Annotated in this window: 17 protein-coding genes and 3 pseudogenes; 8 read left to right on the top strand and 12 right to left on the bottom strand. The window is 67.8% G+C overall.

Annotated features, from left to right (window positions below; translation table 11 throughout):
• Positions 1 to 213: 213 nt before the first annotated feature.
• The 5 genes and pseudogenes from IO24_RS46995 to IO24_RS0139290 form a co-directional block, all read right to left on the bottom strand.
• Positions 214 to 291 (bottom strand): annotated as a pseudogene (locus IO24_RS46995) (CGNR zinc finger domain-containing protein); the annotation flags it as partial.
• Between the two features lie 78 nt (positions 292 to 369).
• On the bottom strand, positions 370 to 1,089 hold the full coding sequence (locus IO24_RS0139310) for an IS6 family transposase (RefSeq protein ID WP_031144561.1): 720 nt from the start codon (positions 1,087 to 1,089) through the stop codon (positions 370 to 372).
• Between the two features lie 393 nt (positions 1,090 to 1,482).
• Positions 1,483 to 1,902, bottom strand: coding sequence for an ATP-binding protein (locus tag IO24_RS0139305; RefSeq protein ID WP_045297350.1), 420 nt, complete (start codon positions 1,900 to 1,902; stop codon positions 1,483 to 1,485).
• A gap of 468 nt (positions 1,903 to 2,370) precedes the next feature.
• On the bottom strand, positions 2,371 to 3,207 hold the full coding sequence (locus tag IO24_RS0139295) for an RNA polymerase sigma factor SigF (protein WP_031144557.1): 837 nt from the start codon (positions 3,205 to 3,207) through the stop codon (positions 2,371 to 2,373).
• A 327-nt stretch (positions 3,208 to 3,534) separates the two neighbouring features.
• Complete coding sequence (locus tag IO24_RS0139290) at positions 3,535 to 3,981, bottom strand: ATP-binding protein (protein WP_037669782.1); 447 nt, start codon at positions 3,979 to 3,981, stop codon at positions 3,535 to 3,537.
• A 214-nt stretch (positions 3,982 to 4,195) separates the two neighbouring features.
• On the opposite strand from IO24_RS0139290, the gene IO24_RS0139285 reads away from it, so the two are divergent.
• On the top strand, positions 4,196 to 4,558 hold the full coding sequence (locus IO24_RS0139285; protein WP_031144553.1) for an STAS domain-containing protein: 363 nt from the start codon (positions 4,196 to 4,198) through the stop codon (positions 4,556 to 4,558).
• A gap of 25 nt (positions 4,559 to 4,583) precedes the next feature.
• Here IO24_RS0139285 and IO24_RS0139280 read toward each other — a convergent pair whose 3' ends face one another.
• Positions 4,584 to 4,934 carry an ANTAR domain-containing protein gene (locus tag IO24_RS0139280; protein ID WP_045297344.1) on the bottom strand — a complete coding sequence of 117 codons (351 nt, stop codon included), beginning with the start codon at positions 4,932 to 4,934 and terminating at the stop codon, positions 4,584 to 4,586.
• A gap of 569 nt (positions 4,935 to 5,503) precedes the next feature.
• Between IO24_RS0139280 and IO24_RS0139275 the strand changes: the two genes are divergently transcribed.
• Positions 5,504 to 5,674: a DUF5670 family protein gene (locus IO24_RS0139275; RefSeq protein ID WP_030933194.1), complete on the top strand. Its 171-nt coding sequence runs from the start codon at positions 5,504 to 5,506 to the stop codon at positions 5,672 to 5,674.
• 372 nt (positions 5,675 to 6,046) lie between these two features.
• Here IO24_RS0139275 and IO24_RS44050 read toward each other — a convergent pair whose 3' ends face one another.
• Positions 6,047 to 6,403, bottom strand: a complete 357-nt coding sequence (locus tag IO24_RS44050; protein WP_157851345.1) for an alpha/beta fold hydrolase — start codon at positions 6,401 to 6,403, stop codon at positions 6,047 to 6,049.
• Positions 6,404 to 6,512: 109 nt separating this feature from the next.
• Between IO24_RS44050 and IO24_RS41605 the strand changes: the two are divergent.
• The 3 genes and pseudogenes from IO24_RS41605 to IO24_RS0139255 all read left to right on the top strand — a co-directional run bounded on the left by IO24_RS41605 (position 6,513) and on the right by IO24_RS0139255 (position 9,109).
• Positions 6,513 to 7,363: pseudogene (locus IO24_RS41605) on the top strand (IS5 family transposase).
• Positions 7,364 to 7,590: 227 nt separating this feature from the next.
• Entirely contained in the window at positions 7,591 to 8,190 is a 600-nt protein-coding gene (locus IO24_RS0139260; protein WP_031144545.1) for an isochorismatase family protein, read from the top strand.
• A 10-nt stretch (positions 8,191 to 8,200) separates the two neighbouring features.
• The gene (locus IO24_RS0139255) at positions 8,201 to 9,109 is read left to right on the top strand and encodes a GlxA family transcriptional regulator (protein WP_031144544.1); all 909 of its coding nucleotides are present in this window, start codon (positions 8,201 to 8,203) and stop codon (positions 9,107 to 9,109) included.
• Between the two features lie 66 nt (positions 9,110 to 9,175).
• Here IO24_RS0139255 and IO24_RS0139250 read toward each other — a convergent pair whose 3' ends face one another.
• From IO24_RS0139250 to IO24_RS0139240, 3 genes are all read right to left on the bottom strand, one after another.
• On the bottom strand, positions 9,176 to 9,595 hold the full coding sequence (locus IO24_RS0139250; RefSeq protein WP_045297341.1) for a nuclear transport factor 2 family protein: 420 nt from the start codon (positions 9,593 to 9,595) through the stop codon (positions 9,176 to 9,178).
• Positions 9,596 to 10,303: 708 nt separating this feature from the next.
• Positions 10,304 to 10,585 (bottom strand): GNAT family N-acetyltransferase, encoded by a 282-nt coding sequence (locus IO24_RS46990; protein WP_234335416.1) that lies wholly within the window; start codon positions 10,583 to 10,585, stop codon positions 10,304 to 10,306.
• 329 nt (positions 10,586 to 10,914) lie between these two features.
• Positions 10,915 to 12,072 carry a nuclear transport factor 2 family protein gene (locus tag IO24_RS0139240; RefSeq protein ID WP_031144540.1) on the bottom strand — a complete coding sequence of 386 codons (1,158 nt, stop codon included), beginning with the start codon at positions 12,070 to 12,072 and terminating at the stop codon, positions 10,915 to 10,917.
• A 95-nt stretch (positions 12,073 to 12,167) separates the two neighbouring features.
• Here IO24_RS0139240 and IO24_RS0139235 point away from each other — a divergent pair, with 95 nt between their 5' ends.
• Positions 12,168 to 13,127, top strand: a complete 960-nt coding sequence (locus tag IO24_RS0139235) for a LysR family transcriptional regulator (protein WP_045297339.1) — start codon at positions 12,168 to 12,170, stop codon at positions 13,125 to 13,127.
• A gap of 765 nt (positions 13,128 to 13,892) precedes the next feature.
• Entirely contained in the window at positions 13,893 to 14,933 is a 1,041-nt protein-coding gene (locus IO24_RS41595) for a hypothetical protein (protein ID WP_031144536.1), read from the top strand.
• Here IO24_RS41595 and IO24_RS45460 read toward each other — a convergent pair.
• Positions 14,845 to 15,459 carry a hypothetical protein gene (locus IO24_RS45460; protein WP_157851344.1) on the bottom strand — a complete coding sequence of 205 codons (615 nt, stop codon included), beginning with the start codon at positions 15,457 to 15,459 and terminating at the stop codon, positions 14,845 to 14,847. The two genes, IO24_RS41595 and IO24_RS45460, sit on opposite strands and share 89 nt — an antisense overlap.
• A 147-nt stretch (positions 15,460 to 15,606) precedes the next feature.
• Positions 15,607 to 15,899 (bottom strand): annotated as a pseudogene (locus IO24_RS41585) (LuxR C-terminal-related transcriptional regulator); the annotation flags it as partial.
• Between the two features lie 110 nt (positions 15,900 to 16,009).
• Between IO24_RS41585 and IO24_RS0139220 the strand changes: the two are divergent.
• Positions 16,010 to 16,921, top strand: a complete 912-nt coding sequence (locus IO24_RS0139220) for a MerR family transcriptional regulator (protein WP_031144534.1) — start codon at positions 16,010 to 16,012, stop codon at positions 16,919 to 16,921.
• Positions 16,922 to 17,027 lie beyond the last annotated feature (106 nt).

The raw sequence follows: 17,027 nt of genomic DNA, 5'->3' as shown, positions 1-17,027 counted from the left end.
AACGGCTCGATCCACTTCGGATCATCCGCTGAGATCACCCCACCCATGCCCAGCCAACGCACCAACCGCCACACCGGTTACGGGACAACCTCTAGGTGTTGCGGGTCGTGAGGTTGTTGACAGGGTGCTGGCGGCGTCCGCTGCTGGCGACCCGCCACTGACATGAGCGCGAGGCGTTACCGGAGAGCTACGGGGGGCGGTTTCCTGTAGTCGTTACTTGTCGGCGAGCCGGGCTTTTTTGACCCTGTTACCGCAGGTGTTCATTGAGCACCAGCGGCGGTTTGTGCCGCGACTGGTGTCGAGGTTGTTGGGTGTGTGACTGCCTGACGGCGCGTCGGGGCAGGGTGGGCTTGGGAGCCGGGCCTGTGGTTAGGCCGTGGTGGGCCGGTCGGAAGCGCCGGTGGTCTGGTCCCAGATCGCGAAGCGGACGCTCATCTCGGCTCGGTGGGCGGCAGCGGTCATCAGGTGGCGGCGGGTCCGGAAGTGGGGCGAGATGCCGCTGAACGCGGACAGGAACCGCTGGGCGCCGCCCACGGAGCGGAAGCCTTTCATCGCCCGTTCGCGCTGCCTGGTTGGCTGGTGGCTGTTCTCGGCCCGGTTGTTGAGGTACTTCGACTGCCGGTGCTCGACGCAGGGCATGACCTCGCGGTGGGCCGCGCCGTAGGAGCGGAGCTTGTCGGTGACGATCACCCGCGGCACCGCGCACGTCTTCTTCATCAGCCTGCGGAAGAAGCGCCTGGCCGCGGCCTTGTCCCGGCGGTTCTGCACGAGGATGTCGAGGACGTGCCCGTCCTGGTCGACGGCCCGCCACAGGTACTTCTGGTCCCCATTGATTTTGATGAAGACCTCGTCCAGGTGCCATTTGTCTCCGGACTGGGGCTGCCTGCGGCGCAGCGCGTTTGCGTAGGCCTGCCCAAACTTGGCGCACCATCGGCGGATCGTCTCGTAGGAGACGACGATCCCGCGCTCGAGCATGAGCTCCTCGACCTCGCGGAAGGACAGAGGGAAGCGGTGATACAGCCACACGCAGTGGGAGATGACCTCGACCGGGTACCGGTGACCCTTGTACGACGGCGGCGTGCTCTCCACGTACGGCCCCTCCAGCGTGATCAATCCGAAGATCATCCCACGCCAACAGTCAACGTGACGGCGCCCCCAGCACCCTTCAAGCCCAATGGCCGGTCAACTCAGCGAACCGCTCGCCGAGCAGCACCGCTGCGGCCCGTGCTGTCGTTGTCCGGGTATGACCTGCGAGGAACTGCGCAACTTGGTGATGCGTCTGCTGGCACAGGACGGACGGCTTGCCGAAGTGGGACCACGCCCCGGGAATCTGTTCGACGATCCGGGCGGGATCCGGATCCTGGTGCGCACTGCCGGGCCCGACGGCTGCGAATACACCATCGAGGTGGCACCGGGCCCCGCCTCCGCGCTGACAGGCAACACCCCCGAGGGAGCGGCGCAGCAAGGGCCGGGCTGTGCCGTCTACCTGCCCGTCGCGGCATCACTGGGAGTGTGGGACGGGGCGATACGGGCTGTGATGCGTTTGCCGACCGGCTCCTGCTCGATGAACAGGTCCTCGGTGACGGCCTTGACGATCTCCAGGCCGTGCTGGCCGATCCGGCCGGGATGGGCAGGCCTGGCTGCGGGCACGGTGTGGTCGCTGTCCCACACCACTACTTCCACGACGCGACCGGTGATCCGCAGCTCCATCAGGACCGGTCCGGGGGCGTACTTGCGGGCGTTGGTGATCAGTTCGCTGACGACGAGCTGGGTGAGGTCACGGGCACGGTCAGGCACGAGCAGGTAGTGGGCGGCGTGGGCCTGGTCGAGGAAAGCGATGGCGTGACGACGGGCGTCGGCGATGCAGCCGTCGTCTGCGTCCAAGGCGTAGCATGCGCGCATCACCTGCTGGTCCGGCGCCCTTGACGGGATTCGTCAGTTCCTCGTTGGTGTGGTCTGCGCTCATCGTGACCGACGCGGACGCGGAGGGGGCCAAGAGCGAGACGGCAGCCGCCGTGGTGACGGCGGACATGATCGCAAGGGGTCGCATGAGCGGCTAACCCGCAGGCCCTGGACTTCGCCGCCGCGATCCATTTCCAGGTCAGCCAACGAGCAGCCGGAAAACGGCTCCTTGATGCCGGGCATCGACCTCCGCGGTCCACTTCGCACCAGCTGGCCAAGAAGCCAAAGTGGAGATCGGCGTCGGCTTCGCCCCCGATACCTCCGGCCGGTGGCGCCAGCTCGCACGCCTGCACCGTGCCCGCACGGCGGCGCAGCGCGACCCCGGCCGACGCGAAACCCGTCGAGCGCGCCCCGGTCCCCGGCAGCGTCCGCGCCGCCCATCCTGTCCTCCCTCGCGGGCGACAGGTATCAGCTGGTGGTGAGCATGCCTTCACGAAGTCGGGCAAGAGTGCGGGACAGGAGCCGGGAGACGTGCATCTGGGAGACGCCCAGGCGTTCGCCGATCTGGGCCTGGGTGAGTTCCTCGACGAACCGCATGTGGATGATCTGCCGGTCGCGCTGCTCGAGTTCTGCGATCAGCGGGGCCAGGGCGTGGAAGTCCTCCACCAGCTCCAGGTCCGTGTCCGGGGTGCCGATGAAGTCCTGCAGCGCGGCTTCGCCGTCCTCGCTGCCGTTGATCGTGGCGTCGAGGGAGGAGGAGTTGTAGCCGTTGGCGGCCAGGCGGGCCTCGCGGACCTCTTCCTCGGGCAGGCTCATCAGCTCCGACAGTTCCTTGACCGTCGGGGTGCGGCCCAGTCGGCTGCGTAGTTCCTCGGTGGCACGGGCCAGCTGAACACGGGCTTCCTGCAGCCGTCGCGGGACGTGCACAGCCCAGGTGGTGTCGCGGAAGAACCGCTTGATCTCGCCGACGATGTAGGGGATGGCGAAGGAGGTGAACTCCACCTCCCGGGACAGCTCGAAGCGGTCGATCGCCTTGATCAGCCCGATCATGCCGACCTGGACAATGTCCTCCATCTCCTCCGGCCCGCGGCTGCGGAACCGGCCGGCCGCGAAGCGGACCAGGGACATGTTCATCTCGATCAGCGTGTTCCGCGCGTACTGGTGCTCCGGGGTGCCTTCCTCCAGGATGGCCAGCTGCTGGAAGAACAGCTTCGAAAGTTCGCGGGCGTCCTGGGGGGCCACCCGGGACGGGTCAGCAACCTCGGGCAGCTCAGTCGTCCGCGTCTGCGCTTCCGCCATGCTCATGGGCGCCATGCTGTTCCCCTCCGAGGTTGATCCCGCCGCGGCCAGCCGAAGCGGCCGACGACGCAGCGCTTACCCCCTAATCCTGCACCCACGCCTTCATCATCCGGCCGCCAGTGGGTGCAGGGGAATAGTCTCGACAAGCCGCTCGAGCAGAAACCGGCATGCGCCGGACTTGGTCATACCGCGACGCTGCAGGCCGGTGGCGGCACCCTCGCACGCGGCACCGCGCTCGCTCTCACCTCTCCCCCGCCGTCGACCGTCCCGTGTGCCCGCCGCTTCACGGCAGGCCATCGGGGAAAATGGTGAGGGCAGGGGGAACGCCGGCTGCTACTGAGGGCGGCGTCCGGTGATGTCACCACCCAGGTCGTCGAGCAGTGCGATGCGGACGGTGATTCGTTTGCCGACCGGCTCCCGTTGCACCTCGAAACCCTGCGCGACGGCCATGACAATCTCCAGGCCGTGCTGCCCGACTCTGCCCGCATCGGCGGCCCGGGCCACCGGCAGGACTGGATCGCTGTCCCACACGACCACTTCCACCACAACGCCGGAAGTGCGCAGCTCCATCAGCACCGGCCCGGCAGCGTACTTGAGCGCGTTGGTGACCAGCTCACTGACCACCAGCTGCGTCAGGTCCATCGCTCGAGCCGACACCGGCAGGCCGTGCTCAGCCTGGACGCGGGCAAGGAAGTCCACCGCGCGGTGACGTGCCTCGGCGATACAAGAGCTGTCGCCGTCCAGGGCGACGGTGGCCTGTATCCGCTGGGCGTCAGGCATCACGCTGCCCTCGCCATCGGGGACTGCTTCCGTCGGATCCACCTCTGTTTCCCCCCGTTCACACGCCTGCGCGTACCCCGCACTATGCCGCACATGTCACGTGAGGACCGGGTAACGGGCCGCACACGTGTTCGCCGTAGCATCGAGGCGGGTTACCGACGCACTATCGTGTCGGAGCCTTAAGCCCCCCATCAGAGAGACAGCCAAGGACAAGGTGACAAACACCCCCGAAGCAGCCCGGCCCGGCCTGTCGATCGACCGCACCACCGTCGACGGCATCCGGGTGATCACCCTGCGCGGCGAGATCGACCACGATGTCAAAGATGTGTTCAGTGAGGCCCTGCTGTCCTTTGGCAGCGTGACGCCGCTGCGGACCGTGGTGGACCTCACCGGCGTGACCTTCATGGACTCCAGCGGCATCAACGTCTTCGTCGCCGTACACAAGAGCATGAGCGACGCTGAGGGGTGGCTGCGTATGGCCGGCGCTCAGGAATCGGTGCTGCGAGTCTTTCAGCTCGTCGGTCTGGACCATGTCATCGGCTGCCATTCCACCGTCGAGCAGGCCCTGATCGCTTAACCCACGCCATGCCCGGCGCGGCGCTCTACCCGGCCTCCGCGTCAGGAGCATCCTGCTGGCGTGAGTGCCGCCGCACGGCCGCGTCCAGTTGCCGCCCCACCGACTCCGTCAGCGGCTGCCCCAGGGCCCAGGCGATCACCATCTCAGCCACCCTGTGCAGCTTGATGTTGGTGTGCTGGGAGACCTCACGCAGCACCTCGAACCCGGCCGCCGGCGTCAGCCGGTGGATCGCGATGAGGACACCGATGGCCTGGTCAACCCTGGCGTGGGAGCCGACGGCGTGCCGCAGCTGCGCGTTCTCCCGCTCCAGGCGGGCGGTCGTGGCGTCATCACGTGTGCCGTCGAGTGAGGGCCGCGGCACGCGGGAAGTTGTCATGCTGGTCTCCAGACAGGGGCAGGCATCCCTGTACGCCTGCCCCCTACCGCGACAGCAAGACACCCCCACCGTGGCACGAACATCACACAAAGGGGAGCTCTTCTCCGTCCTTGGACGGCCAAGAGCTCCCAAGGGGTGTAGACCCAACCCTTGCCTGCCGGGTTGGCCACCGCGTCCGCGCTCACACCCACGGACCGTACAGGCGAGAACAGGCAGCCAAGGCGGGTGCCCCGCAGCCGACTCGGGGATGACTACGGCACCGCCCCGCGCAGCGCCTTGGCGGGGCAGGAAGAACACGCCCCGGGGCCGACCGGTCCAGTGCCCCACCATCCGGCCACCAGGCTGCGCCGATCAGAGTGCCGTAGCGGATCCGCGTGTCACGTACCGGGTGGTGGCTGCGGCCGCTCTGTGGAACGCGAGAGAACCGACAGCCGCCCACCGGCCGGACGGTGAGGTGAACGCCGTGGAGAAACTGGGTTCAGTGCCCGCAAGAGCAGTGGAGAAACCATGGAAATCGACCGTGTGTTCTTGGATTCGCCGGGCACGAGGAGCGACGGAGGTTGATAACTATGGTTCCCCTGCTACTCGTTCTTCTGCTGGCCCTGATCCTCTTCGGCGCGGGCTTCGCACTGAAGGCACTGTGGTGGATCGCCGTCATCGTGCTGGTCGTCTGGCTGCTCGGCTTCGTCATGCGCTCCGCGGACACAGGTGGCCGCAAGGGACGCTGGTATCGCTGGTAACCCGCCAAGCAGCAGCATGCCTGTGGGCCCCGGGTATATCCGGGGCCCACAGGCATGTCCCGGATCAGGACATCTCTCCGGGCAAACGGTGTAGCTACCATCTTCCCGGGAACCGGGCCTCATAGCTGGGGCCCGGTGAGCCGTGGAACCTGCGCCTCCAAACCACCGGACCCCAGCCACCCCGACATCCCAACACCCGCTCACCAGACAGCAATCTGCCGCCGCAGGCCGCGATGTGCTGGATTCCGTGGTGGCTCTGCACCGGTAGCCGCGCCACCGTACGGATGGATGCGCATCAGGTGCGGTCGGTGCCTTCCATAGTCATCCGGCTCAGCTGCCGGTTGAGATACCTCCTCAATGAGACGGGGAGGCCTAGTGATCATCTTTGATACGAATGCCGTGAACCTTCTGCCGCCCGAAGGACCGCGTGCGGACATCATCCGGAAGCTGGGTCAGTCGGGGCACCACAGGGTCGCTGTGCCGTGGATGGTCCTGGAGGAAATGGCCGCCCACCAAGCCCAGCTCGTCGAGTACGGCGGTGACGTCCTCGACTTGACGGTCGATCCGGTAGCTGTCCACGTCGTGGGGTGCATCGCTTCCGCCGTGACCACGGCCATCGATGAGGACGAGGCGATGGCTGTCGGCGAGGGCATCGACGTAGCCGGACCGCCACGTGGTGCGGTCTCCGAAGAATCCGTGCAGCAGCACCAGCGGCAGTCCGCTGCTCACGGTCTCTAAGAGCGTCCGCCAGTAGGTGCTGAACTGAGTGGCGGTAGCAGGGCAGACACGGTTCGCCCGATCATGGAGTTCTCTACGCTTCATGATCATCGGGGGATCCGTGCCTGCCGTCCCATCATGCGTTCTCGACCCGATCCGTGACCAGTTCCTCGCGCTGCTGCCCACGCGTGAGGACCGCCATCCGTGGGGCTGCCACAACCCGCGCATCAATGACGCGGTGGTCTTCGACCGCCTGGTGCAGGTCCTGGTCTTCGGCTGCGGATACGAGCGGGCGGCCGACAGCTCCTGCTCCGCCACTACCCTGCGCCGCCGCCGCGACGAGTGGATCGCGGCTGGGGTGATGGAGACCCTGAGGCTGCTCGTGCTGGCCGCCTACGACCGGATGGTCGGCCTCGAACTCGACCAGCTGTCTGCCGACGGCTGCATCACCAAGGCCCCCTCCGGCGGCGAGTGCGCCGGCAAGAGCCCCGTCGACCGAGCGAAACAAGGCATCAAACGCTCACAGCTGACGGATGGGCACGGCATACCGTTGGTCACCGACCCGGCGCCGGCCAACACCCGCGACCACACGCTGCTGCCGCCACCCTCGACCGCTTCGCCGACCTGGAAGCGGTCCTGGGGCCCCTGCCCGAGCGCCCGCGCCTGAGCCTGGACGCCGGGTACGACTACAGAATGGTCCACCAGGACCTGGAGGCCCGAGGGATCTTTGGTCAGATCGCCGAGCGCGGCGCGAAGACCCTCATCCAGGCTGGCGAACGGTGGGTGGTGGAGCGCACGAACTCCTGGATGAACAACTTCGGCAAGCTCCGCCGCTGTACCGAGCGACGAAGAGCCCCAGTCGAGTTCTTCATCGCCCTGGCCAGCGCCATCATCACCATCCGCTGCCTGCTCCGACGCGCCTGGACGCTCTACCGCTGGGGCTCTCGCCCACGAAACCCTCGCATTCGATGACCGGCTGGCGGACGCCCTAATGTGCACTGTCCAGAGACGCGAGGCTTTGCTTGATCAACTGCGTGCGCGAAGCGGGAGGGCACAGGCAGCTGCCCACCGATCTCGCGCAGTTCCCTCGGCCCTGCTGCGGTTGCTCAACTGCCTGACCTACTGCTGACCGGATCAGTCCGCTGCCGGACCCGATGCGGCCTGTCGCCGCCCCGCCCGCGCGGCTCAGGCTTGGGGACATGACCCGAGCACTGATCGTCATCGATGTCCAGGAGTCCTTCCGCGCCCGTCCGCTCTGGGCAACCACCTCCGACCTGAAGATCGCCGACCAGGTGAACCGACTGGTCCGGCTCTCCCGCCAGGCTGGGGACCTGGTGGTGTGGGTACTGCACTCCGAGCCCGGCACCGGCGATGTCTTCGACCCGGCCCTCGGCCATGTCCGGCTGATGGAGGAGCTGGAGCAGGCGGATGGGGAGCCGCTGATCCACAAGACCTCACACAACGCCTTCACCACCACCAACCTGCAACAACTCCTCACCGAGTGCGGCATCCGCGAACTCACCGTCTGCGGCATCCGCACCGAGCAGTGCGTGGAGACCACCACCCGCGTCGCCGGCGACCTCGGCTACCGGGTCACCTTTGTCGTCGACGCGACCGCGACCAATCCCATCCCCCACCGCGACGCTCCCGCCGACCAGAGCGTCGCTGAGCTGCTGGCCGACCCACGCACGCTGCCTGCCGAAGAGGTCATCAGGCGCACCGAGTACGCCCTCGCCGGACGCTTCGCCACCATCGCGACGGTCGACCAGCTGGAGGCCGCAGCAGGACTTCAGGCATGATGACCGAATCGTGAGCCACATCGTCTTCTTCCTGGTGCCGGGAGCCCACTTGCTGGACCTGGCCGGCCCCGCGCAGGTCTTCTCCACAGCCGCCGACTTCGGGCACCCCTACACGCTCGCCTACGTCGCCGAGCAGCCACAGGTCTCCACCGCCCAGGGGCTGCCGCTGGTGGCCGGACTCGACTGGCCCGAGCTCGGGCCCGAGGACCTGATCGTGGTGCCCGGCTGGCGGACAGTCGCCCTGGCCGACGCCCCCGCCATCGGCACCGCCTCCCTGCAGGTCCTCCGGGACCACCACGCCAGGGGTGGGACGGTGGCCAGCGTCTGCGCCGGAGCCGAGGCGCTCGGCCAGGCTGGCCTGCTCGACGGCCGCCGCTGCACCACCCACCACGACGTGCAGGACGAGCTGGCCCTGCGCCACCCAAGGGCGGTGGTCGTCCGCGACGTCCTGTTCATCGCCGACGACCGGGTGATCACCTCGGCCGGCATCGCCAGCGGCATCGATCTGGCCCTGCACCTGGTCGCAACCCGGCACGGCCCAGCCGTCGCCGCCCAGGTGGCCCGGGACATGGTCGTCTACGCTCGCCGCAACGGCCATGAGCCGCAGTCCAGCGCGATGCTCCGGCACCGGTCTCACCTCGACGACACCGTGCACCGCGCCCAAGACCTCATCGACGCCCGCTTCGACCAATCGCTCCCGCTGCCCACCCTGGCCTCGGCCGTCGGCGTGAGCGAACGCACCCTCACCCGCCTCTTCAGCCGCGCCACCGGGCTCACCCCACTGCGCTACCAGCAGACCCTCCGCCTCGAACGCGCCCAACACTTCATCAGCCACGGCGCGACGATCGACGCCGCCGCCCGCTCAGTCGGTTTCGAGGACCCACGCATGCTGCGCCGCCTCCGTGCCCGCACGGCCTGACTGCGTCAGGTAATCGAACGCCCTGGGTAGGCAACTGACTCCCGTGCCTACCTACTGGTGGAGCCTCTAAGGCGATCTGTACTCCATCACCGCCGGTGACCTGCATGGCGACTCGACCTCGGATGCAACAGGAGTTGCCTGGTGGAAGTACATGCGCCAGCCCGTCTCCGTCAGCCGCCACAAGGAGCTTCGCCAGGCCCGACGCCCTTGGTTGTCGGCGAAGTACGTCAGGTGAACGACGCCGGGAGCCAGAACGACCCCGGACACCTCGCTGACCTGCACCGGAGACTTCGATGACACCGTTCCGCCGCTCGTGACCGCGAGGATGGAATTCATGTCCCACCGGCGTCCCGACACGCCGAACTCAGTGAACTCCGGGTGCAAAAGCTCCAACACGCGGGCTGGAAAAGCGCGCACCTCCGGATCAAGCAGCCGAAATTCGGCATCCATAGCTGCTTGCACTGCACGCTCGCTCTCGTCGGTCATGGCGGAACCCTACGGACGCTTCTCGCCCGTGCACAGCGAATAGATCACCTGACGCGAGCCACGGCACAAGGTGCTGTCAGGGGTGGTGAGCATCCCGCATCCAAGCGATCACTGGCTGCCGCCCAAAGCCAGCCGCAGTTCAAGAACAATCACTCACAGCGCCGCGGGCGCCGTTTCGGCTGACGTCCCAGGCCACGAATGGTAGATCCGCTCGTGGCCCTCTGGCCCGTGGTAGAGGCGCAGGTCAGGTCCGGACGCCTGAAGTGCACGGCAAGGCCACCTGCGCGAAATTGGATGTGCCCATTCCGTCTCGTCGGGGCGAACCACTCGACACGGAGGCGGGTGCCATGGCGAGTCATATTGCAGGCAGCCCGACGCGCAGTGAGGCCAGAGGCGGCCTAAGGCCTGACCCGTAATCGCTGGTCACGCGTTGTCAAAAACGCGCTCATGCCGGCTTGGGGGACCGGGGTCATCGCTGGGTATCGATGCCCGGGTCCCGGATGTACCAGTCGAGACGTGTCCCATCCTCGCCGTGAGTGTGCTTGCCGGGGATGAACCCCGCCCGCTGGGCGACTGCGGCAGATGCGGCGTTCTCCGGCTCGACCCGGATCACCGCCTCCTTCCCGCCCTCGCTTGCCGCGTACCAGGAGGACCGCGCGGGTGGCCAGGCCGCGCCCCTCCAGAATGGGTAGAGGCCATAGGCGACATTCACCTGGCCGGGAGCCAGGCCCTCTGCTGCGAACCGCAGGTCGATCGTCCCGCGAGCGCCTCGTCGACGCCCACCCGGATGCCGATTGCGCGGAGTGGCCCGGCCATCTCCCACTGTTCCAGGCAGTGCCGGATGTTGGTATCGACGCCCTCGCGTGTGCCGGGACCGCCGCTGAGCCAGCGAACCAGCGGCTCGTCCTCCCCCGCGAGGTGCGCCTCCGCATCGTCCAGGCGCAGCGGGGACAGAGTGATGATCCCGTCGGGCAGCTTCACTTCATGCATCCGGCGATTCTTGACACCAGTGCTGCGTCGCGCCATCGGATTCCGTGGGACATCGCGCAGAGCCACTCCAACTCATGGGATGATCTTGGAATGGCTGGTGTGATCACGGCGCCGGAGCTTTGACCTGCACCTTCACGGCTTGCCGAAGATCGTTCCCCGAGCGCGTAGTGATCGTTCCCTGAGGCTAGGTCGAAATTCATCGATTCAGGGGCGGGCCGGGAGTCTGGTTGATGGACCGAGGGACCAGCCAGGGCAACACCGACTTCACCGGCCGGAACACCTGATCCCGACGCGACGCTGCAACGAGCGAGGGATCGCTTCTCGCTCTCTCATGAGTGCCGGTGGTAAGCCTTGTTGGCGATGCGCCAACTGTCGTCGACGCGAACCAGCAGGAAGAGGTCGGTGAAGGTTTCCGCGCCGTGCTGGAGCGTCATGGTCGCGGTCGCGATGGTGCCGTGGACGTCGACGGTGTCGATCCGGCGAGAGCGCGTCGGTTCGTCCGGGGCCGAGTGACCGTGGAAGAGAGCGCAGTATTCGTCCAGAGGCCACGAGACGAAAGCGCCGCCCCGGATTCCCTCGATGTGGGCGGTGGGGAGGAACGCGTCGCGGAAGTGGGCGGGCTCGCCGGTGGCATGTCCGCGAATGTAGGCGCGGAGTGGTTGGAGAACGGCGTCCGACACGGCGGGGGCTGTGGCGGCCATGGCGATGTCGGCCTCGGGGGCGGCAGAGGTGTCGGCCAGACCGACGGCGCTACGCAGAGGGGTGTTCGACGCGTCGGCCAGCAGAGTCATGTCCTTGGCCAGCGCACCGATCGTGAAGTCGGCGGTGTCGGCGCGCGACTCACCGTCGAGGAAGGGGCGTTTGCGGGCCACGAGCCCGCCGAGCTGGCCGAGTTCGAGGACGTCCAGTGCCTGGGCGCGCTGTAGGCCGAGGGCGTCCGCTTGCCGCAGTGAGTCGCGCACTGCGAGGACAGCGCCGGCGAGGCTGTTGTTGGCGATCAGCTTGAGCGCGGCGGCGGTGGCGGCGTCGTCGACGCGCCGCACGGTGCCGAGCATTTCCAGAACCGGTCGGGCTCGATCGAGCGCGTCTTGGTCGGCGGCGGCGAGAATCTGCAGGGCGCCCGCGGCGGCAGCCGGCACGGAGCCGAGCACGGGCGCGTGAACGTAGGACGGGCCGAGCTGCCGGGCCAGATTCGAGGCTTCGGCAGGGGCGATGGTGCTGGTGTTCAGCACCATCGTGTCCGGTCGCAGCGAGTCACGGACGTCGTCGAGGACCTGCTGGCAGGCCGGGCCGTCGAACAACGCCAGGAGCACGAGATCGGCCCTTGCCACTGCCTCGTTCGGATCGCTGGTCGTCTTGACGGTGCCTGATGTGCGCCCTGAGCGTGTCCAGCCCACGACGTCCCAGTCCTGGGCAGTGAGTCGAGACGCGATCGCGCCACCCATGCGCCCCAAGCCGAGGACGGCGATCCTGTTCGGTGTGGTCATGCACGCCACAGTGGCGCACCGGGAAGCCTGCGACAAGCGCATATTGTGCAGGCCAGCCATGCGGGAGACGCATGCCAGCTGTGCATACTGACGCCATGGAACTGACGGTGTGGCGCACCTTCGTGACCGTGTGCCGACTCGGGTCACTGTCGGCGGCGGCGGCCGAGCTCAATCACACGCAGTCCGCCGTCTCACGGCAGATCGCCGGGCTGGAGCGGCAACTCGGCGTGCCTCTGGTGGAACGCCATGCGCGCGGTGTGCGTCCGACGCCTGCCGGCGAGGTGTTCCGGCACCACGCCGTGGCCACGCTCAACGAGGCGGACCGCGCTGTTCGTGCCGTACGAGATGTTCGTGACGGGACGTTCACTCGGCCGCTGGCTGTCGGCGCAACACCGTCTCTGGCCGCAGGGATCGTTCCCGAGGCCATCCGGGGGCTGCTCGAGCGAGCAGGATCCATCCGGTGGAACCTGCTGCCAGGCCTGACCGCGCAACTACACAACCGCCTGATCGCCGGCGATCTCGACATCGCTGTTGTCACCGATGCACCGCCAGGGCTGCCGCACGACCCCCGGGTCAAACGCCGGTTCCTCGGCCTGGACGACATGGTCGTCGCACTGCCCGTCGGCCATCCGCAGGCCGGGCGCGGCCCAGTGCACATACAAACGCTGGCCGACCAGATCTGGGTCGAGGACAACGACGGCTCGGCGGCGCTTCTGCGCCAACACGCTGCCCGCGCCGGTGTAAGCGCCCGCATCGGCCTCACCGCAGCCGATCTGGTCGGCAAACTGGCCCTGGTCGCAACCGGTCACGCAATCGCGCTGATACCCGGCGTCCTGACGGGCGCCCTGCGCACCGGAGTCACCACCCTGCCCCTCGTCGATCCCCCGACCCGTGGCATCTACGCGATCACACCACGCCGTGACCCCCACCCCTCCGCAGCGCCCCTGCTCGACCAGCTCGCCACAGCCTTCGCCTCGGTCCGTCCTATCCACACCCCTCATCAGCCGACCGAGAAGGACGACCATGCCGCCGCCCCGAGAGCTGTCTCTAACTGATCGATTCAGAACGAGGTTCGGAGTCAAGCAGATCATGCTGCAGGCGAGTTGAAGCAGTCCGAGGTGAAGGTCGACGCGTATCTCGTAGCGGATCGAGGGAGATCCCGAACTTTCCACCTCTGCCCGAGCATTCGACTCCGCGACGCCACGGGCGCCGAACGTTGAACGACAAGTTCAGGCTCTGTCGCCGAACTTGTGATCCTCGATGCCTTTTCAAGGGGGACTGGGTGCCGTGGGGTGGGCGCGGAATGGGGGCGGTGAGGAGCGGCCCCGATGGGCGCTCAACTCAGGCCGGCGGCGCGGGAAACGAAGTGGGGGGCACAGGGTAAGAGGCTTGTGCGGGCCTCCCACCGTTTCTAATTTCAACGCCCTGGAGCGGCGGGCCGGGGCCCGGTCGTCGTGCCGCCCATCCGCACCGCGCAGCGGTGCGGATCTGCCGCCCAGCCGTCGCAGACGGCCGGGCGGCGCGCAGCGTCTGCCCGGTACCGGGCGGGCCGCCGGTAGGCCGCGCAGCGGGCCCGGCGAGGGTGGAAGGCAGGGCGAGCGTGCGCAGCGCGCGGTCGGGGCGCGCAGCGGCCCGGCGGCCTGGCCCACCCGGGCGTGAGCGCGCACAGCGCGCGGTCTGGGGTGCGCAGCACCCCGGGCACGCCCCGGCGGCGGGCCAGGCCCCGGCCCGCCGCTCCCAACTGGCGCGGGAGCTCAGAGCGGCGGCGAGCTCCGTCCCGTGCTGCGCCGCAACAGTTATCCAGTGATCTTGGGACTCCAGTGCCGGTCAGCGCGTTCCACCAGGGCAGAACCGCCTCCCTGCGCGCCTTCGCCCTCTGGCTGGCCTTCGAGATGACCGTCGACTTCTACATCGCCGACCTCAAGGGCGTCGGCGACTGGCGCGACTTCCTCGGCCTGGCCAGGTCCTCATCCAAGGGCCCACCGACGACCACGTCGCGCAGGCCACCGACATGGTCGAGTGGGGCGTCACCGAGATACAGACCCCTATCGCCCTGCTCGAAGAGTCCGGCGCCACCGACGGCGTCACCCGCGAGATGGCCCGCACAGACCCCCGCTTCCGGGCCCGTCGTCCTCATCGTCGACGAGGCGCAGGTCGCCTACGGCTGCGGCGCCAAGAGTGAGGACGGCCGCCCCTACGGCGGCAGCAAGGCCACGTCCCGCTACTTCCAAGCCGTGAAGAAGATCCACGACCAGGGGCGCGCGGTGAACGTCACCATCTGGGAAGGCACCCAGGACCCCACCGACGGGAACCTGCCCAAGCGGTCCCGCGAGGGCAACCACATCCGCGGCTCTCTCGTCCTCGGCACCGAGTCCCAGGCCAAGATGGCGCTGGGTGAGGCCCCGGTCGACGCTGGGGCCGCCCCGCACAACATCCGGCGCGGCAAGGACCGCGGCACGCTCGTCGTGGCCGGTGAGGGTATCCCCCTGGAGGCCGGCGAGTCGTCCGTCACCGTGCGGACGCACTTCATCTCCGGCGAGGACGCCCTCGTGCTCACCGAGCGCGCCAAGGCCCGCCGCGAGACCGTCGCCACCGTCCACCAGCTGAAGGTCGCCCGGCCCGTCGACCGGACGGCGGCGAGCAGCTGGTCGATGCGCCCACTCCGCGAGCTCCGCCCGGCCGCGTTCGTCGTCGGCTCGTGCTGTGACCGGCAAGGTTCGCCGGGGTGGACGGTGGGCCTGAGGGGATGCGGCGTTTGTGGGTGTGAGCCTTTCAGGTGGCGACGGGCCGCCGCCGGGCCAGACCGCGGTAAGGGCGGAAGCACGGATTGGTTTCGTCCGGTTCGGCCTCGTGTGCGCTAAGGACGTAGAGACGCTGCCCGTCCTCGCTGATGTGGAAGTGCTCAGCGATCAACGCGGTGGGTGCGGCGGCGACGCTCCGGGTGGCCAACGTGTCGGCGAGTTCACGGGCGGTTTCGGAGTCTTCGATGTCGTAGGACGCCGTGGTGAAGTATCGAACGGCGGCCTCGCGCAGGGCGATGGAGCGATAGAGCCTGTAGCGACCGGGCGGGCCGGCTGTGAACAGGCCCTGGATCGCGCTGCCGAGGGTCTGCTGATTCTGTGGGTTGGCAGCGAACGCCCGGTGGGCGTCGCTGTTGGTCCACTGGGCATAGTTGAGGATTGTGCGGCCGTCGGATCCTTCGAGGCAGTAACGCGAGAGATAGGCGGTGGGAAGCCGGGTGTTCTCCCAGACGTCCATGACACCGCTCATGACTCTTTCCTGCTCTTCACGGCCCTGTGTCTGCCATTCGGAGATGAGGACGAGACCCGCGTCCGGACGGGTTGGATCGGGCAGGGCATCTGCGGCAAGCTCAAGATCATTGGCCATGGTGAAAGTCTTGAACCTCAACTGCGGTAGAGGTCAAGGTCACGGGCGAACCTTCCCGGTCACAGAACTAGCACCGTCCTGCCAGCGACCGGACGTTCTCGGCAGGCGCCTTCGCTCACCGAGCGCCTGGCAACCGATCGTCGCTGATCATCCGCGGAGGTAGGTGAGGACCGCGAGGACGCGGCGGTGTCCGTGACCGTCGAGGCGGAGTTCGAGTTTCTGAAGAGTGCTGCTGACGTGCTTGTTGACCGCTGCCTCAGTGACGTACAGCTCGCCCGCGATGGCGGTATGGGTGCGGTCCTCGGCCATCAGTGCGAGGACTTCGCGCTCTCTGGGGTCAGGCGTTGCAGGGGATCACGGCGGCGGTTGAGGAGTTGGCGGACCACCTCGGGATCCACGACCGTCGCGCCCGCGGCGACCTGGGCGACCGCGTCGACGAACGCGCATCTCTTGTCATTGGGCGGAGCGGTGTGTATGGGGTTGCACCTTCCGTAGCGGCATGTGGTCCGCTGGACTTACGTCCCGATGCCTTGAGGAAAGGTCCCTGCTCATGCATTCGTCTTTCAAGCCACCCCGCCAGGTCAAGATCGGTGACGCGGCGGCCTTCGCCGGCAGCACGCCACGGGCGATTCGCCATTACCACGAGATCGGGCTGCTCCCCGAGCCTGAGCGGGGCGGCGATGGCCGCCGCCGCTACGGGTACGAGGACATGATCCGCCTGCTGTGGATTCGCAAGATGGCCGATGCCGGGATCGCCCTGGACGACATCCGTGACGCCTTTACCACCGGCACGGCTTCCGCCGGTGCGGACAGCGGAGAAGGTATCGCGGGCATCCTGGAGCGGTTGGAGGAAACCCTTGCCGAGCAGGAGGCGGAATTGCGGCGGCAGCGGACCGCCGTGCAGCGGATGCGCACCGAAGGCAGGCGGATGGGCCTGCTCTCCGACTTCGTCACCGAACGCCTCAAGAGCCTGCCTGAGGGCTCCCTGCGTCAGGCGGACCTGGACAGTCTGCTGGTCACTGAGCGGATCTTCGGCCCGCTCGGCGCGGCTGTCCAGGCCACCCGCTTCGTCGTCCTGGCCACGCATCCCACTCTGCGGGAGGATTCCGACCGCATCGATGAGGCCGAGGAGGCACTCGATGACAGTGTCGCCGTCGATGATCCACGGGTGGCTCAAGTGGCCGTCGAGCGGCACACCTTCGAAAGCGCCCTGCAGGCCGTCATCGAGGAGTCCGGCCTGGGGGAGGACGACGATGACCTCTTCGACGCCTGGAACACTTTGCACCCCGCCACCGCCGATGACGGCGAGGGCGAGGCCCACCTCAGCTCTGGCAGGCGGGAGGCTGACTCCATGAGCGTGTTCGAAGCCACCGGCAAGATGCCCTACGACTTCTCCCCAGCCCGCCTGCGCTGTATGGAACTGGCCGAAGAACTTTCCGCCCAAGACTCACCCGCTTCCTAAAACACGGCCTAGAAGTCTGATGAAGATCTTGGGTTCTGGCCCTGCCGCGTCAGCGGCAGGGCCAGACTCGTTGTGTGGCGATGGGTGAGTGGGTCGGCGAGATGGT

The organism is Streptomyces flavovariabilis (assembly GCF_000725785.1).
GTDB classification, from domain to species: Bacteria; Actinomycetota; Actinomycetes; order Streptomycetales; family Streptomycetaceae; genus Streptomyces; species Streptomyces hawaiiensis.
Note: the sequence above shows the minus strand (reverse complement) of the source record. Positions and strands in the feature narration are given on the sequence as shown.

What these genes read in the sequence shown, in the direction of transcription:
- IO24_RS0139280 (WP_045297344.1), bottom strand. Translation starts at nt 4,934, where the DNA reads ATGACAACTTCCCGCGTGCCGCGGCCCTCACTCGACGGCACACGTGAT.
- IO24_RS0139305 (WP_045297350.1), bottom strand. Translation starts at nt 1,902, where the DNA reads ATGCGCGCATGCTACGCCTTGGACGCAGACGACGGCTGCATCGCCGAC.
- IO24_RS45460 (WP_157851344.1), bottom strand. Translation starts at nt 15,459, where the DNA reads ATGGCCAATGATCTTGAGCTTGCCGCAGATGCCCTGCCCGATCCAACC.
- IO24_RS0139295 (WP_031144557.1), bottom strand. Translation starts at nt 3,207, where the DNA reads ATGAGCATGGCGGAAGCGCAGACGCGGACGACTGAGCTGCCCGAGGTT.
- IO24_RS0139250 (WP_045297341.1), bottom strand. Translation starts at nt 9,595, where the DNA reads ATGACCGACGAGAGCGAGCGTGCAGTGCAAGCAGCTATGGATGCCGAA.
- IO24_RS0139290 (WP_037669782.1), bottom strand. Translation starts at nt 3,981, where the DNA reads ATGCCTGACGCCCAGCGGATACAGGCCACCGTCGCCCTGGACGGCGAC.
- IO24_RS0139240 (WP_031144540.1), bottom strand. Translation starts at nt 12,072, where the DNA reads ATGACCACACCGAACAGGATCGCCGTCCTCGGCTTGGGGCGCATGGGT.
- IO24_RS46990 (WP_234335416.1), bottom strand. Translation starts at nt 10,585, where the DNA reads ATGCATGAAGTGAAGCTGCCCGACGGGATCATCACTCTGTCCCCGCTG.
- IO24_RS0139235 (WP_045297339.1), top strand. Translation starts at nt 12,168, where the DNA reads ATGGAACTGACGGTGTGGCGCACCTTCGTGACCGTGTGCCGACTCGGG.
- IO24_RS0139220 (WP_031144534.1), top strand. Translation starts at nt 16,010, where the DNA reads ATGCATTCGTCTTTCAAGCCACCCCGCCAGGTCAAGATCGGTGACGCG.
- IO24_RS0139260 (WP_031144545.1), top strand. Translation starts at nt 7,591, where the DNA reads ATGACCCGAGCACTGATCGTCATCGATGTCCAGGAGTCCTTCCGCGCC.
- IO24_RS0139275 (WP_030933194.1), top strand. Translation starts at nt 5,504, where the DNA reads ATGGTTCCCCTGCTACTCGTTCTTCTGCTGGCCCTGATCCTCTTCGGC.